Origin of the sequence: Dyadobacter crusticola DSM 16708 (assembly GCF_000701505.1) — a bacterium.
In the GTDB taxonomy this organism is placed as follows: Bacteria; Bacteroidota; Bacteroidia; order Cytophagales; family Spirosomataceae; genus Dyadobacter; species Dyadobacter crusticola.
Map to the genome: position 1 here is coordinate 48,432 of NZ_JNJB01000016.1, position 14,856 is coordinate 63,287.

10 protein-coding genes are annotated in these 14,856 nt (G+C 48.2%); 7 read left to right on the plus strand and 3 right to left on the minus strand.

Annotated features, from left to right (window positions below; translation table 11 throughout):
- Positions 1 to 6: 6 nt before the first annotated feature.
- The 3 genes from araA to Q369_RS0118445 form a co-directional block, all read right to left on the minus strand.
- Entirely contained in the window at positions 7 to 1,497 is a 1,491-nt protein-coding gene (araA, locus tag Q369_RS0118435) for an L-arabinose isomerase (protein WP_031529256.1), read from the minus strand.
- Positions 1,498 to 1,533: 36 nt separating this feature from the next.
- Complete coding sequence (locus Q369_RS0118440; RefSeq protein ID WP_031529257.1) at positions 1,534 to 3,201, minus strand: ribulokinase; 1,668 nt, start codon at positions 3,199 to 3,201, stop codon at positions 1,534 to 1,536.
- A gap of 495 nt (positions 3,202 to 3,696) precedes the next feature.
- Positions 3,697 to 4,416, minus strand: coding sequence for an NUDIX hydrolase (locus Q369_RS0118445; protein WP_031529258.1), 720 nt, complete (start codon positions 4,414 to 4,416; stop codon positions 3,697 to 3,699).
- 215 nt (positions 4,417 to 4,631) lie between these two features.
- On the opposite strand from Q369_RS0118445, the gene Q369_RS0118450 reads away from it, so the two are divergent.
- The 7 genes from Q369_RS0118450 (at position 4,632) to Q369_RS0118480 (ending at position 14,800) form a co-directional block, all read left to right on the plus strand.
- On the plus strand, positions 4,632 to 5,216 hold the full coding sequence (locus Q369_RS0118450; protein WP_229206888.1) for an RNA polymerase sigma factor: 585 nt from the start codon (positions 4,632 to 4,634) through the stop codon (positions 5,214 to 5,216).
- A 71-nt stretch (positions 5,217 to 5,287) separates the two neighbouring features.
- Complete coding sequence (locus tag Q369_RS0118455) at positions 5,288 to 6,304, plus strand: FecR family protein (protein ID WP_031529260.1); 1,017 nt, start codon at positions 5,288 to 5,290, stop codon at positions 6,302 to 6,304.
- A gap of 144 nt (positions 6,305 to 6,448) precedes the next feature.
- Positions 6,449 to 10,060, plus strand: a complete 3,612-nt coding sequence (locus Q369_RS0118460) for a TonB-dependent receptor (protein WP_031529261.1) — start codon at positions 6,449 to 6,451, stop codon at positions 10,058 to 10,060.
- A 29-nt stretch (positions 10,061 to 10,089) separates the two neighbouring features.
- Complete coding sequence (locus Q369_RS0118465; protein ID WP_031529262.1) at positions 10,090 to 11,826, plus strand: RagB/SusD family nutrient uptake outer membrane protein; 1,737 nt, start codon at positions 10,090 to 10,092, stop codon at positions 11,824 to 11,826.
- Positions 11,827 to 11,862: 36 nt separating this feature from the next.
- Positions 11,863 to 13,095 (plus strand): purple acid phosphatase family protein, encoded by a 1,233-nt coding sequence (locus Q369_RS0118470; RefSeq protein WP_031529263.1) that lies wholly within the window; start codon positions 11,863 to 11,865, stop codon positions 13,093 to 13,095.
- 97 nt (positions 13,096 to 13,192) lie between these two features.
- Complete coding sequence (locus Q369_RS0118475; protein WP_031529264.1) at positions 13,193 to 14,032, plus strand: endonuclease/exonuclease/phosphatase family protein; 840 nt, start codon at positions 13,193 to 13,195, stop codon at positions 14,030 to 14,032.
- A gap of 90 nt (positions 14,033 to 14,122) precedes the next feature.
- A complete protein-coding gene (locus Q369_RS0118480; RefSeq protein ID WP_031529265.1) occupies positions 14,123 to 14,800 on the plus strand; it encodes a hypothetical protein in 678 nt (225 codons plus the stop codon).
- Positions 14,801 to 14,856 lie beyond the last annotated feature (56 nt).

The following is a 14,856-nucleotide window of genomic DNA, read 5'->3' on the forward strand; positions in this document are numbered from 1 at the left end:
ATTGAATTATTTATAGCTGGCTTCACTCCAGCGCAACTCGTTTTTGAGCTGCCTCAGGTTTGTATTCTTATCAATCACCACCAGCTCCACGCCGGCCATTTCCGCGAATGTTTCAATGTGATCAACAGTCAGGTTCTGGCTGTATACGGTATGGTGTGCGCCGCCGGCATAAATCCAGGCTGCACAGCCGATTTGCATATCGGGCTGCGGTTTCCACAATGCCCGTGCGACGGGTAACTTAGGAAGTGCCTCGCTCACTTCAACCGCCTCTACTTCATTCACCAGAATACGGAACCGGTTGCCCAAATCGATCAGCGATACATTGAGCGCCGGACCGGCGGGAGCATTGAAAACCAGCCGCACGGGATCTTCCTTCCCTCCTATTCCGAGTGCATGGATTTCGCATGAAACCTTACCCCCTGCAATGGTGGGGCATATTTCGAGCATGTGGGAGCCTAGTACCAGTTGGTTGGCCGGATCAAAATGATAGGTGTAATCTTCCATAAAGGAATTGCCGCCGCTCAGTCCGCTTGCCATTACTTTCAAGGCGCGTACCATTGCGGCCGTTTTCCAGTCACCCTCACCCGCATAGCCGAACCCAGCCGCCATCATCCGCTGCGAGCCAATCCCCGGCAGCTGCTTCATCCCATGCAGATCTTCGAAAGTATTGGTATAACCCTTGAAATTTCCATCCTTCAAAAAGTATTGCAACCCAAGCTCAATGCGGGCGGCGTCGCGCAATGCACTGTGCCGGGCAGCATTTAATTTCAAGGCGTCGGCCAACTCGTAAGTATCCTGGTATTCAGCGACAAGCCGATTCACTTCCTGGTCCTCAACCCGGTTGATAACCGCTACCAGATCACCGACGGCATACGTATTCACAGAAAACCCGAACGTCATTTCCGCAGCTACCTTGTCCCCGTCCGTCACAGCAACCTGGCGCATATTATCGCCGAAGCGCACAAACCTGGCTCCCTGCATGTCATGCCAAGCAGCAGCTACCCTGGCCCAGTCGCCGATGTTGTTCAAAACCTCCGGCTGCTGCCAGTGACCCACTACCACTTTCCGGTTAAGCCGCATCCGCGTCATCATGAAACCGAACTCGCGGTCACCGTGCGCCGACTGGTTGAGATTCATGAAATCCATATCAATACTTGCCCAGGGAATGTCCTGGTTGTATTGTGTGTGCAAATGCAGCAATGGTTTTTGCAGGATCTGTAACCCTCTGATCCACATCTTGGCAGGTGAAAAAGTATGCATCCACGCGACCAGCCCAATGCAGGCCGCTGTGTTGTTCGCTTCCTGCATAATCTGGTAAATCTCCTCGGGAGACTTCACTACCGGCTTGAAAACTACTCTTACGGGAACCGCAGCAGATTCATCAAAGGATTTGGCCAGGATACGGGAGTGGTCGTCGACCTGGCGGAGCGTATCTTCTCCATACAAATGCTGGCTTCCCGTGACAAACCAGATTTCGAATTGTTTTAAATCAAGCATTAAGTGGCTGGTAAAATGAGTGTAAGTTGAGTCGAGTTAACCCGCAATTGCAGGTTCTTTTTGTATGAGAAACTGATTTTCCATGAATGCACCGGCCGTGAGGTATTTTTCATAAAGTACCTGATAAACCCGCGACTCCTTTTCTCTGGGTTCGTAAACCGCGTCAAAGCCGGAGCTCATTGCTTGTTGCGCCTCTTGTAATGTGGGGTAAATGCCGGATGCGACTGCCGCAAACATTGCAGCGCCCAGCGCGCAGGCTTGCTCGGAAGCGGCTACTTTGATCGGCATGTTCAATACATCGGCCAGTGTTTGCATCACAAATGCCGATTTTTTGGCGACCCCGCCGATTGCAATCACCTGATTTATCGGAACACCTTCATTTCTGAACCGCTCCACAATGCTTTTGGATCCAAATGCAGTAGCTTCCACCAGCGCTTTGAACACCCGCGCACTGTCGCTGGCAAGATTAAGACCGAGTATTCCTCCTTTGAGTGTATGTTTGGCGTCAGGTGTTCTCCGTCCATTGAGCCAATCAATTGCAACGATGTCGGTTTCCGTAACAGGCAATTCCGCGGCAAGCTTCGAAAAATGGGGAATCAGGTTTTTTGACAACTCTGCGGCAGCTTCTTCTCCGAGCAGCTCCCGGACCGGCTGCACGATCAGCTTGGCAAACCAGGCGTAAATGTCACCAAAAGCAGACTGCCCGGCTTCCATCCCCAGCATACCAGGGATAATGGACCCATCGACCTGCCCGCAAATTCCTTTGATCAGCAAATGCCCTGCTTCTTCGCTCGGCGCGATAAGCATATCACAGGTGGAAGTACCTATTACTTTACACAAAGAATAAGGCTCGATCAATGCGCCTACCGCACCCATATGCGCGTCAAATGCACCCACTCCGATAACCGTATCGGCAGAAATACCGAATCGCTGCGCCCATTTAGCGGAAATAGTACCCATTGCTTTTTCCGAAGTTTCAGTCGTGGCAAACAGCCGGTCACGGAGTCCGTCGAGCAGCGGATCGAGTTCTTTCAAAAATGCATTGGAAGGTAATCCATCAAAATCCTGGTGCCACAATGCCTTGTGTCCGGCAGCGCAGCGGGACCTTTTTAATTGCAGCGGATCGGTAACCCCTGTAAGCTCGGCCGAAATCCAGTCGCAATGCTCCACCCACGAGAATGCGTTTTCACGCACCTGTTCATCGACCCTTAGCGTACGGAGTATTTTGGCCCAAAACCATTCTGACGAATAAATACCGCCTACATACTTCGTATAATCCTCTGGCCAGCTATGCGCAAGCCTGTTAATTTCATCCGCCTCCGCATTCGCAGTATGGTCTTTCCAGAGAATGAACATTCCATTCGGATTATCTTCCATGCCCGGAAGCATCGAGAGCGGTGTTCCTGATCTGTCCACCGCAACCGGCGTAGAACCGGTGGTATCAATGGAAATACCGCGAACAGCAGCCCGCGCGTCAGCCGGAGCTTGCTCCAATGCAGCCAGCACAGCCTTTTCCATACTTTCAATATAATCGAGCGGATGCTGCCTGAACTGCGACCGCGAAGGATCGCAATACTTGCCCTGTTTCCAGCGGCTATATTCCTGCACGGCCGTGCCCACCTGCTTTCCCGAATACGCGTCCACCACAAGCGCCCGCACCGAGTCAGTTCCAAAGTCAATTCCAATTACGTAAGCTTGTTCCATATAAACGGTTTAGGATATTTCAGAGCAATAAGACAGCTTTATTTAATTTATCAGTTAACAAATATAAATAAATTTGTTTCTAGTGTATGGATGACACAATTTCAATTTTGAATGATTGAATGATTGAATGATTGAATGATTGAATGAGCAGCCGTGGAACGGGGAATGACAGAATGAGTGAATGAGCCGCCGTGGAACGGGGAATGAGTGAATTTTGAATGACTAAATTATTGGTCGGTTTGTTTTTGCACTGAATGGGCTGCATAGCTTATCCTATTTGGAATAAATATCAAACAATTGGGACTTCCCAACTCACTCACTCTGTTCAAGCACTCCCCAGTCGCTTTAACCTGCTAATTCAGATCTAGAAAGTTTATTCACTCATTCACCGTTCCACGGCGGCTCATTCACTCATTTGAAATTGACTAATTCCCCGTTCCACAGCGGCTCATGTAAAATTGATTTATTCACTCATTCACTCATTCAATCATTCAGTCATTGAATGATTGAACTTCCCTCCTTCATCGAATCAGGCATGAAGTTCCAAAACGAGTGGAATTTGGCTTTGTATTTGTCTGTATCGAGCTTGTATAGTGTTGCTTTTTTGGTGGCGCCGTTGTTGTTCTTGTCGCCGGTATCAATGAGTAATCCGGTTGAAAGCAGCTTGCGGCTGAAATTACGGCGGTCGATCGGGATGTTGTAGATAGCCTCGTAGAGCTTTTGCAGCTGCGGGATCGTGAAACGCTCGGGCAACAGCTCAAAGCCGATCGGATGCAATGCGGCTTTGTATTTCAGGTGCTCAATGGCGCGAGCTACCATTTGTTCGTGGTCAAAAATCAGCTTCGGCCGGTTTTCCAGCACAATCCACGAAGCGTTGTGTGTTCTTACCGCTTCCGAATCGTGATCATCAATCTTAATCAATGCAAAAAACACGACCGATACAGTCCGCTCGCCCGGGTCGCGGCTCGCCTTTCCAAAAGTTGCCAGCTGTTCGACGTAGATATTTTTGAGTCCGGTCAGGTTGTAGAGAATGCGTGCTGCACCGTCTGATAAGTCCTCATCGTGATTTACGAACCCTCCCATCAGGGACCATTTCCCTTTTTCAGGTTCAAAATTCCTTTTAATCAGCAGCAGCTTGATGTCTTTTCCGTCGAAACCGAAAATAATGCAGTCAATAGCCACGAGAATGCGCGCGGCCTGGGGGTAATTTTTCATGGGCTTGATTATGGAGGTAACGCTCTTCCTGAACAGTTATAAATATTAACCGTAAAAGGACCGTATGCGCCTTACTTGTGTTAATTTTTTATTAAGAAAGTAAAAAAAAGAAAGAGATTACTTAATCTGCTCAGACAGCCCTGAATTAATTTAATTCCGAATTTTGCAAACCTTCCCAACTGAGTTATTGTCAGACTTCCCAGGCGATCTTCATTATGAACCACATTTACACGAGCTGTTCCGATGAAAATATCCTTGCGCTGATCCGCGAGCAGGACGATGAACTGGCATTTGAAACGCTTTACAGCCGCTATTTCAAGCCGCTTTTCAACTATGCTTACAGCAAGGTGAATGATCAGTTTGCCGCTCAGGAAATCATCCAGGAACTGTTTGTAAACCTCTGGCAGCAGCGCACGACCCTGCATGCAAACTGTTGTCGCTCTCTCCTTTTTACCATCGCGAAAAGGCAGGTTATTTCCTTTTACAGGAAAGAATATACCCGGCTCCACCACTACGATCAATGGAAAGCAGAACGCATTGAAGTGGATGATGCAACTGACCAGCCAGTGCTGGTCGCCGATTTGCAACACAGGTACGAAGAGGGACTGCACCTGCTTCCGGCCAAATGCCAGGAAGTATTCGTGCTCAGCCGGCAGGGCTTTGCCAACAAGCAGATCGGCGAGCAGCTCGCAATCTCTGAGAAAACCGTCGAGGCACATATCACCCGGGCGCTGCGGGTTTTAAGGTCGCATTTGAAAGAACATATAATCTCCGCTTTTCTCTTTTCTGTTTTTTTCTGAAAATTTTCACGGGCTGACTAAGGGTTGCGTCTCCGGCGCGCGACTTCCTGTTATAAACCATCAGTCCAGCAATGAAGCCAGCCGGTATCCCCCCTTCCCTACTCCAGAAATATCTGACAGACGAATGTACAGAAGCAGAAAAGGCGCAGGTGGAAGCCTGGTACGAATCGCTGCGCGGTGAAAGCGGATATCTGGACAGGCTGCCGCAGGATGACCAGCAGACATTACAGGATGCGACATTCAGCGAAATTAAAAACCGTCTGCAGCCGGAAGAGGAAGAAGCGCCCCGCAGATTCAAGCTGGGCTGGCTGATCGGAATTGCTGCGTCCATATTGCTCGCAGTGGGCATTTACTTCCAATATCCTGACAAGAAACAGGAAACACAGCCTGAGATATCAGCGGAATTTCAAGAGAAGTCGCTTCAACTGACCACCTTCACAAACGAAGAAAAACGCATTGTAATCCACCGGCTGCCCGACAACAGCTCGGTAGCCATGCACCCGGGCGCTGTCATTACCTACCCGCAGCAGTTTGAAGAAAAGCGGCGCGCGGTTACCTTCTCGGGAGAAGGTTTTTTTGACATTCAGAAAAATCCCGCCAAACCATTCTATATAGAAAGCGGCAAGCTGGTGATCCGCGTGCTGGGTACCAGCTTCAATGTCAAAGCACCTGTTTCCAGGAAGGTATTTCAGGTTGATGTAGTTACTGGTAGCGTGTCTGTTTTGGCTAAAAATACGGCTGGAACTGCTCAGCAAGTGATCCTGAAACCGCAGGAGCAGGCACTTTTTGAGCTCTCATCCGGGAAACTGACAGCCCGCCCGATTGCTATCCCATTGCGAAAACCAATTTACGAACCAGTCACAATTGTCTTTGAAGAAACCCCGATGAACCAGGTGATAGACCAGCTTGAAAAGCGCTTTAAGGTCAACATCAGTCTCACCAATCCGGGAGTTGCCCGATGCAGCGTCACTGCGAACTTTGAGTCGCAGCCGCTGAGCAGCATCCTTGAAATGCTTTGTACCACCCTGGATGCCAACTATGTACTTTCCGGAGAAAACATCACCATCAATGCAATCCCATGTGAATAGCCTGTAACAAAGACCAGCTCAAATCCACAAAAAAACCGAAGGTGTACCACCACCTCCGGTTCAAGATTCCATCCTTTTTCCTCGTACCACCGATCAAAAGGATGCATTTATCCAACAGTGCCTAACCATCAGACAATCAAAATTATGCAAAAAACAGTACGTAACAAGCCGCTCAATTGGCAAAAGATCATGCGCATTGGACTGCTTCAATGGATCCTTGTCACCATTCTTGCTGGTGGCAGCTACGCGAAAGAGACTACCGCTCAATCGCTGCTAAGTAAAGACGTGACACTGAGCCTCAAAAACGTCTCATTGAAGGAGGCGCTGAACAAGATTCAGGAAAAGGCAAATACACAATTTGTTTACAGCAGCCGCGTATCAGTGCGGGAGCACGTTACGATCGATGTGAAAAATCAGAAATTATCCCGTGTACTCCACCAGCTTTTCACCCCGCTAGGGATTGAATACAAAGTAATCAATGAGCAGATTGTTCTGGCAAAAACCCGGACATCAAAAGAAGAAGCCCACATCATTGAACTGGAAGAAAAATTGCAGGAATACGCCAAACCGCTGGATATCAATGTCAAAGGTACCGTCACAGCGTCCGACGCACAGGGTACGCTGCCGGGTGTGAGCGTGGTTTTGAAAGGCAGTACACAAGGTACCACCACCGACAATGACGGAAATTTCTCGCTGACAGTACCCAATCCCGAATCAGTGCTGGTGTTCAGTTTCGTCGGCTATATTTCGCAGGAAGTGGTGGTAGGAAACCGCTCGCAGGTGAATGTAATCTTGAAATCAGACGATAAAGCATTATCGGAAGTGGTGGTGGTAGGTTATGGTACCCAGAAACGGGTAAACCTGACCGGCGCTGTGAGCCAGGTTACTTCGAAAGACCTGGAAAACAGACCATTGAACAATATGTCCCAGATTCTGCAGGGAATGGTGCCCAACCTGAACATTACATTCAGCACGGGCCAGCCGGGATCGGGCGGTAACCTCAATGTACGCGGCGAAACTTCCATTAACGGGGGCGGGCCGCTCGTGCTGATCGACGGTATCCCGGGCGATATCAACCGGATCAACCCCGGTGATGTGGAGTCTGTTTCGGTTTTGAAAGATGCGGCAGCTTCCGCGATCTACGGGGCGCGGGGTGCATTCGGGGTAATCCTGGTGACTACCAAAACCGCCAAAAGCGGCAAAACAAGTGTGTCTTACAGCAACAACTTTGGCTGGGGGAAACCAACGGTAAGTACTGATTTCCTTACAAACGGATACGAGCACACGATGCTCAACGACGAGGCTTTCAAACGCGCGACAGGCAATACTTACACGCGCTACTCGGAAGAAGATTATGCCGAACTGGAAAAGAGGCGGTATGATAAAACCGAAAATCCCGACCGTCCGTGGACTGTAGTGAAGAATGTGAATGGAAAAGACATTTACAACTACTACGGTAACTACGACTGGTGGAATACGATCTTCGACATGCGGGAGCCTTCCATGCAGCACAACCTCAATCTTTCGGGAGGAACGGAGAAGGTCAATTATTTCCTGTCGGGTTCGGCTTTTCAAAAAGATGGAATTATGCGGATCAATACCGACCGTTTCAATTCCTATACGCTGCGTACAAAAGTCAATGCGCAGCTGACGCCCTGGCTGAAAGTGAGCAACAATACCCAGTATTTTGATTCAAGATATAAATACCCGGGACTGGAAGGCGGCGCCAATTCTAATTTCGTGGCGATTACGGTACACGCCATGCCGGCGTATGCACCACGGAATCCGGACGGAACTGCTACCTATAATACATTAAAAAACAACTACTCCATTGGTGACGGGTTGTTTGCCAATTTGTTAAAAGGCGCTGCCGGCGGTGAAAAGAAAGTACACGAGCTGACGACGATCAACACGGTGACAATGGATTTTACCAAAACATGGAACCTGGTTGCCAATCACTCCTACTCATTCTACATCGCCGACGACTGGTACCGTGCTGCGGTCGCACAATATTCCATTCAGCCAGGTGTTCTGACGAACGTTCCGAACTACAATACAGACCAGATGAAAAAGACTTTCTGGTTTGATCCGATGAATGTAACCAACGTGTATACCTCTTATAATCAGACATTCGGGAAACATTACCTGGCCGGCACGCTGGGAATGAACTATGAAAGCAAAAAGCACCAGCGACTTTATGGCGCGCGTAAAAACCTGCTTTCAGAAAGCCTGAATGACCTTAGCCTCGGGACCGGCGAGCAGCTGACGGAAGGCGGATCTTACCAGTATTCATTATTCGGTGCATTCTTCCGGGTGAATTACGATTATATGGGCAAGTACCTTTTGGAAGTAAATGGGCGCTATGATGGAACTTCGCGTTTCGGAGAAGGTCGTCGCTATGGTTTCTTTCCATCCGTTTCGGCAGGATGGCGGATCAGCGAGGAAAAGTTTTTTGAGCCAGCACGCGATTTGGTCAACAACTTGAAGATCAGAGCGTCTTACGGAACATTGGGTAACCAGCTTCCTCCTAAATTCAATGATAATCCGAGTTCGGCAAGCTTTTATCCATACATATCGGCTATGCCAACCTCATTGTCGACTTGGATGACAAATGGCCAGAAGTTGAATTACGTTAATAATCCGAACCCTATCTCACCAAATTTAACTTGGGAGACTGCTACTACTTCCAACATTGGTATCGACACAGACTTGTTCAAAAGCAAGCTGAACTTGTCTTTTGACGCATATATCCGGAAAACGAGGGATATGCTGATACCTGGAAAAGTACTGCCTTCGGTTTACGGCGCAACTGTACCTACGCAGAATGCGGGCGATCTGGAAACGCGCGGTTTTGAGCTCGCGATCAATTGGCGCGATCAGTTTAAGCTCGCAGGAAAATCGTTTTCTTATAATGCGTCATTCATTTTGTCTGACTCAAAATCCAAGATTACCAAATTCGATAACCCGAACCAGATCCTTTCCAACCGCTATGAAGGTCAGACGATCGGCGAGATGTGGGGCTATTCGATTGATGGTTTTTTCAAAACAAATGAGGAAGCACAAGCTTATACCGTCGATCAGACAATCGTGAATAAGCAGCGTCTGAGCGCGCCGGGCGAATGGAGCAAGCTGCAAGCGGGCGATCTGAAATTCATTGATGTAAATGGTGATGGTAAAATTTCAGAAGGCGCGAATACATTGGCCGATCACGGCGATTTGAAAATCATCGGTAACACCAGCGCGAGATTTCGCTACGGGATTAATTTAGGCGCTTCCTGGGGCGGGTTCGACTTCTCTGCATTGGCGCAGGGCATTCTTCGGAAGCACTGGTACCCGGGTGCAAATGCCGACAAATTCTGGGGACCTTACTCGCGTCCATACTATTCTTTCATTCCAAGAGAATTTGAAAAAGACGTTTGGACACCCGAAAACCAGGATGCTTACTTCCCTATCCTTCGTGGCTACACCGCATTAAACGGCGGCGGTGACCTGAATGCAAGAAACGACCGGTACGTGCAGAATGTAGGTTACCTGAGGTTGAAAAACGTCGTGATCGGGTATACCATTCCTGCCAGCATTACCAAAAGAGTGCGCATTCCGAATGCGCGGATTTATGTCAGCGGTGAGAACCTGCTGACTTACACGCCACTCAGAACAAAATACATCGACCCGGAACAATTTGACGGAGACAGTGTCAACGGGCGTACTTACCCGCTTGCGAAAACCTATTCTGCTGGTCTGAGTATCAATTTCTAATCCGGTCTCAAAAAATTTAAAATACTGATATGAAAAAGTTAATCGCCATTATAGTCCTCAGTATCGGGCTGGCTTCGTGTGACCTGAACGAGCTCCCTATGGATGCTATTTCTCCCGAAACTTTCTTTAAAACCGAGAACGATCTTTTGCTTTACACCAACTCATTTTACAATATGCTCCCGGGCGCAGAAGATGTGTATAATGAGGATGTGGATAATGTGGTAAAAAACAACCTGCGAGACGAGTTGCAGGGAACGCGCATTGTGCCAACGAACGGCGGCGGGTGGACCTGGACTAATTTAAGAAATATCAATTACTTCCTGGCGAATTCGGGTAAATGTCAGGACAAGAATGCAGTGATCAAATACAACGGAATCGCACGTTTCTTCCGGGCCTATTTCTATTTCAATATGGTAAAAAGGTTTGGCGATGTACCCTGGTATTCCAGCACAATTGAGGTGGAAGATCAGGAAATGCTGACCAAAGCACGCGATCCGCGAACATTGGTTATGGACTCAGTGATGGCCGACCTGGAATATGCGACACTTGCACTTGGCGCCACTACTACCCGCCAGGTAAATACGATCACCAAATGGACAGTACTTGCATTGAAATCGCGCGTTGGGCTTTATGAAGGTACTTTCAGAAAGTATCATACTGAGTTCAACCTGCCGGATGCAGAAAAATTCCTGGACGCAAGTATCGCAGCTTCACAGGACCTGATGACCAACAGCGGCTATTCCATCTACAAGGCAACTCCCGAAACAGCTTACCTGAAACTGTTTTCTGCCGACAATGCAATTGCAGACGAGATTATACTCGCCCGCGATTTCAGCGACGAGTTGCAGGTTTACCACAACCTGAATTATTACACAATGACAGCTTCCTATGGTAAGCCGGGTTTGGAGAAAAAGCTGGTCAACAGTTACCTGATGAAAGACGGATCGCGGTTTACCGATATCAAAGGTTACGAAACGATGCAGTTTTTTGAGGAAACACAAAATCGCGACCCGCGACTTTCACAGACGATCCGCACGCCGGGCTACACGCGCATTGGCGAAACTACCCAGCTTGTTCCCGAATTCGGCGCGACGGTTACGGGTTATCAATTGATCAAATTCGTTTCGGAACCCAAATGGGATACTTTCAACAAGGATATTACGGATATGCCTATTTTCAGGTACGCCGAAGTGCTGCTGAACTATGCCGAAGCGAAAGCAGAGAAAGGTACGCTGACGCAGGAGGATTTGGAGATTTCAACCAAACTCATCCGCGAACGTGTAGGAATGCCGAACATTAATATGGTCAATGCAAATGCAAAACCTGATCCTTATCAGGCGCAGATGTATACCAAGTTGAGCGGGAAGAATGCGGGCGTGATCCTGGAAATACGCCGCGAGAGAAGAGTGGAACTGGTGATGGAAAATTTCCTTAGGTGGGATGATATCATCCGCTGGAAAGAGGGACAGCTTTTGACCAAACAATTCAAAGGAATGTATTTCCCTGGTCCGGGTAACTACGATCTGGATAAAAACGGGAAAGTGGATCTTGTGATTTATGAAGGCACAAAACCGACTGTTCCCGGCGCACAACTGCTGAAACTGGGCAGCGAAATCCTGCTCGAAAACGGAAATAAAGGTGGTAACATCGTTGTGAACGGACATATCAACAAGAAGTTCGACGAGAACAGGGATTACCTCTACCCGATCCCGAAACAGGAGCGGCTGCTGAATACCAACCTGACGCAAAACCCGAACTGGGAGTAAAGTACGAAACCGACTATTCCTAAATCCTTATCTATTATGCTTTCAGACAGAAGGTCTTTTCTTGAAAAAATGTCTCAGATCGGCGCATTGAGCTTACTTCCGCTCAGTGCGTCACAAGCCGCGGCTGCATTGGATAACAATCAGGCAGCTGAGGAAAAAAAACATTTCGTAGCAGGTCCGTACCTCCAAAATATGGGTACCGATGAAGTAACAATCATGTGGATCACGCACAAGAACTGTTTCAGCTGGGTGGAGTACGGCGCGGGCACTTACACCAGCATGCGTGAATTTGGTTACACAAATGGTTTGATCGAAGCCAATAACCGCATTAACAAGATCACGCTCAGAAACCTGAAACCCGGTACTGACCACAAGTACAAGATTGTTTCGACTGAAATAGCAGGCTATAAAGGTTCAAGGGTTGAATTTGGGGAGACGATTTCTAGTGCGCTTTTGAGCTTCAAAACACCGGCCGAAAATGAAGAAGAATTCAAAATGGTCATTTTTAACGACATTCACGACAGGCCGCAGATTATCCCGCAGCTGCTGTACCGCCACGGGTACACCGGCAACACGCGCGACTATGATTTTGTGGTTTTCAACGGTGATTGCTTTGACTGGGTGAGTGAAGAACAGCAAATGATCGACCACCTCATTAAACCTTGCGTGGACATTTTCGCGACTGAACTTCCATTCATTCTGACGCAGGGTAACCACGAATGCCGCGGCAGCTTCTCGCGTCACATTCCTGACTATTATGCTTATCCTGAAAACAAATACTATTATGCATTCACGCGCGGGCCGGTGCGGTTTGTGGTACTGGATTCAGGTGAAGATAAGGCTGACGATGCGGTGGATTACGGCGGGCTGATCGCATTTGACCGCTACCGCGAAACGCAGAAGAAATGGCTCGAAAAAGAAGTGGAATCTACGGAGTTCAAAAAGGCCGATTTCAGGGTAGTACTGATCCACATTTCGCCTTACCATTCCGGTGAGTGGCATGGTACACTGCATTGCCGCCATCTTTTCGGTCCGGTGCTGAACAAAGCCAAAATTGATTTACAGATATCCGGTCACACGCACCGGTACATGACGCACGAACCAGACGCCGACCACAATTTCCCGATCGTAATTGGCGGCGGCCCATTGGAAGGGAAGCGGACATTGATCAAGCTGCACGCCACGAAAAAGCAGTTGGATTTGAAAATGATCCGTGACGATGGTGAGGTTGTAGGAAAGTTTTTAATTGCGAGAAAAGGGAAAAGTTAACACCTTTGTCGCCTCGCTAAAGCTTTGTCACCCTGAGCTCAGGGTGACAAAGGTGAGCTCAAAATGCATAGTATATAGTCATTATAAAATCCACATCATGAAACGACTAATCTTTCCTTTATTATTGTTCTTCGCTTTATCAAATGTCACCTTTGCCCAAAAAGGCACCATCAACATTGCGAGCTACAATCTCCGGTACAACACGGCCAACGATGGCGTCAATGCCTGGCCTAATAGAAAAGAAAATGTAAAAGCCCTGATCCGCTTTCATGAATTCGACATTTTTGGTGTGCAGGAAGCGTTGATCGGGCAGTTGAAAGACGTAGCTGAACTTCCTGAATTTGCATTCTATGGAAAAGGCCGCGATGATGGGAAGGAAGGCGGAGAGCATTCAGCTATTTTTTACAAAAAAGACCGTTTTAAACTTTTAAAATCAGGTGATTTCTGGTTGAGTGAAACACCGGACAAACCTGGGAAAGGCTGGGACGCTACCTGCTGCAACCGGATTTGCTCCTGGGGCAAGTTCCAGGATCTCGAAACGAAAAAGGAGTTCTTCTTTTTCAATGTGCATTTTGATCACCAGGGCGTGGAAGCGCGGAAACAGTCGGGCCAATTGATGGTGAAAAAAATCAATGAAATTGCAGGCAAATCGACCGTGATCCTGACAGGCGATTTTAACTCAACACCTGACACAGAGCAGATCAAAGCAATTCAGGGAATTCTGGGCGATGCACATGAGGTAACCAAACAGCCTCCTTACGGACCTGAAGGCACCTTCAACAGCTTCAAGTTCGACGCCAAAATGGAAAATCGCATTGACTATATTTTTGTAAGCAAGAATGTGGATGTACTGAAATACGGCGTTCTGACAGATGCCAAAGAACAACGTTACCCTTCTGATCACCAGCCCGTGGTCATTAAGGCGCTTATCAAATAGTTGATTGAAGCATGTATGAAAGTTGGGCGTGGTGACAAACTGCGCCCAACTTTTTTTCGTTAAATTGAGGACGAACGTCAGTCCACATCCATGCACAAAACTTTACTGTCTTTTCTCTTCATTCTCGCCGCTCAGATTGCTTGCTTTTCCCAGAGTGTAAAGATCAGTATCGTCTCCCCCCGCATTTTAAATGACCGCCGTGCTATCCTGCTGACGCGTGAGAAAGGATTTGCAGCCATCGTGCATTCCATTCAGCTTGGGTTCGACACGACGCACCTGAAAATGGACAAAAGTCTCCTGCCCGACTTGTACCAGCTGCAAGTCTCACAGCTGAAAGGCGCGCTCACCTTCTTCTTCGAACCGGGTACGGTCATTCGGCTGGATACCGGCAATGTTTCGAGGTCCCCGGTTACCAACTCACGCAGCAACCGGGAGTGGCAGCTTTTTAACGACAGCATCCAAAAACCTTCTGATCTGCGGGCCAATCAATGGGTTTTGGAAGAAGCCCGTGCACGGAAGAAAAATCAGCCGGATAGTGTACAGTACTGGCTTGAAAAACAACGTATCGAAAGAGCGGAATTACTTGCGGAAACTGCTGCGTTTATTCGCAGCCATCCACAGTCTTATGTAAGTCTTTACCTCCTGAAAATCAACTGGTATGCCTTCAAAAACCTGGGCTTGCTAGAACTGCTGGACAAGTCACTTTCCACACACCGCAACTACGCTTTTCTGAGGGCCAAAAAGCAGGAATATTCCGGTTCCAGGTAGCGGGTCCATTTATTAAATTTTTCGCGCTCGTTTTCACAAGACTCCTTCTGGTATGT

Bases quoted from the DNA above. Each gene is read 5' to 3' on its own strand.
- araA (WP_031529256.1), bottom strand. From the start codon at position 1,497: ATGCTTGATTTAAAACAATTCGAAATCTGGTTTGTCACGGGAAGCCAG.
- Q369_RS0118440 (WP_031529257.1), bottom strand. From the start codon at position 3,201: ATGGAACAAGCTTACGTAATTGGAATTGACTTTGGAACTGACTCGGTG.
- Q369_RS0118445 (WP_031529258.1), bottom strand. From the start codon at position 4,416: ATGAAAAATTACCCCCAGGCCGCGCGCATTCTCGTGGCTATTGACTGC.
- Q369_RS0118450 (WP_229206888.1), top strand. From the start codon at position 4,632: ATGAACCACATTTACACGAGCTGTTCCGATGAAAATATCCTTGCGCTG.
- Q369_RS0118455 (WP_031529260.1), top strand. From the start codon at position 5,288: ATGAAGCCAGCCGGTATCCCCCCTTCCCTACTCCAGAAATATCTGACA.
- Q369_RS0118460 (WP_031529261.1), top strand. From the start codon at position 6,449: ATGCAAAAAACAGTACGTAACAAGCCGCTCAATTGGCAAAAGATCATG.
- Q369_RS0118465 (WP_031529262.1), top strand. From the start codon at position 10,090: ATGAAAAAGTTAATCGCCATTATAGTCCTCAGTATCGGGCTGGCTTCG.
- Q369_RS0118470 (WP_031529263.1), top strand. From the start codon at position 11,863: ATGCTTTCAGACAGAAGGTCTTTTCTTGAAAAAATGTCTCAGATCGGC.
- Q369_RS0118475 (WP_031529264.1), top strand. From the start codon at position 13,193: ATGAAACGACTAATCTTTCCTTTATTATTGTTCTTCGCTTTATCAAAT.
- Q369_RS0118480 (WP_031529265.1), top strand. From the start codon at position 14,123: ATGCACAAAACTTTACTGTCTTTTCTCTTCATTCTCGCCGCTCAGATT.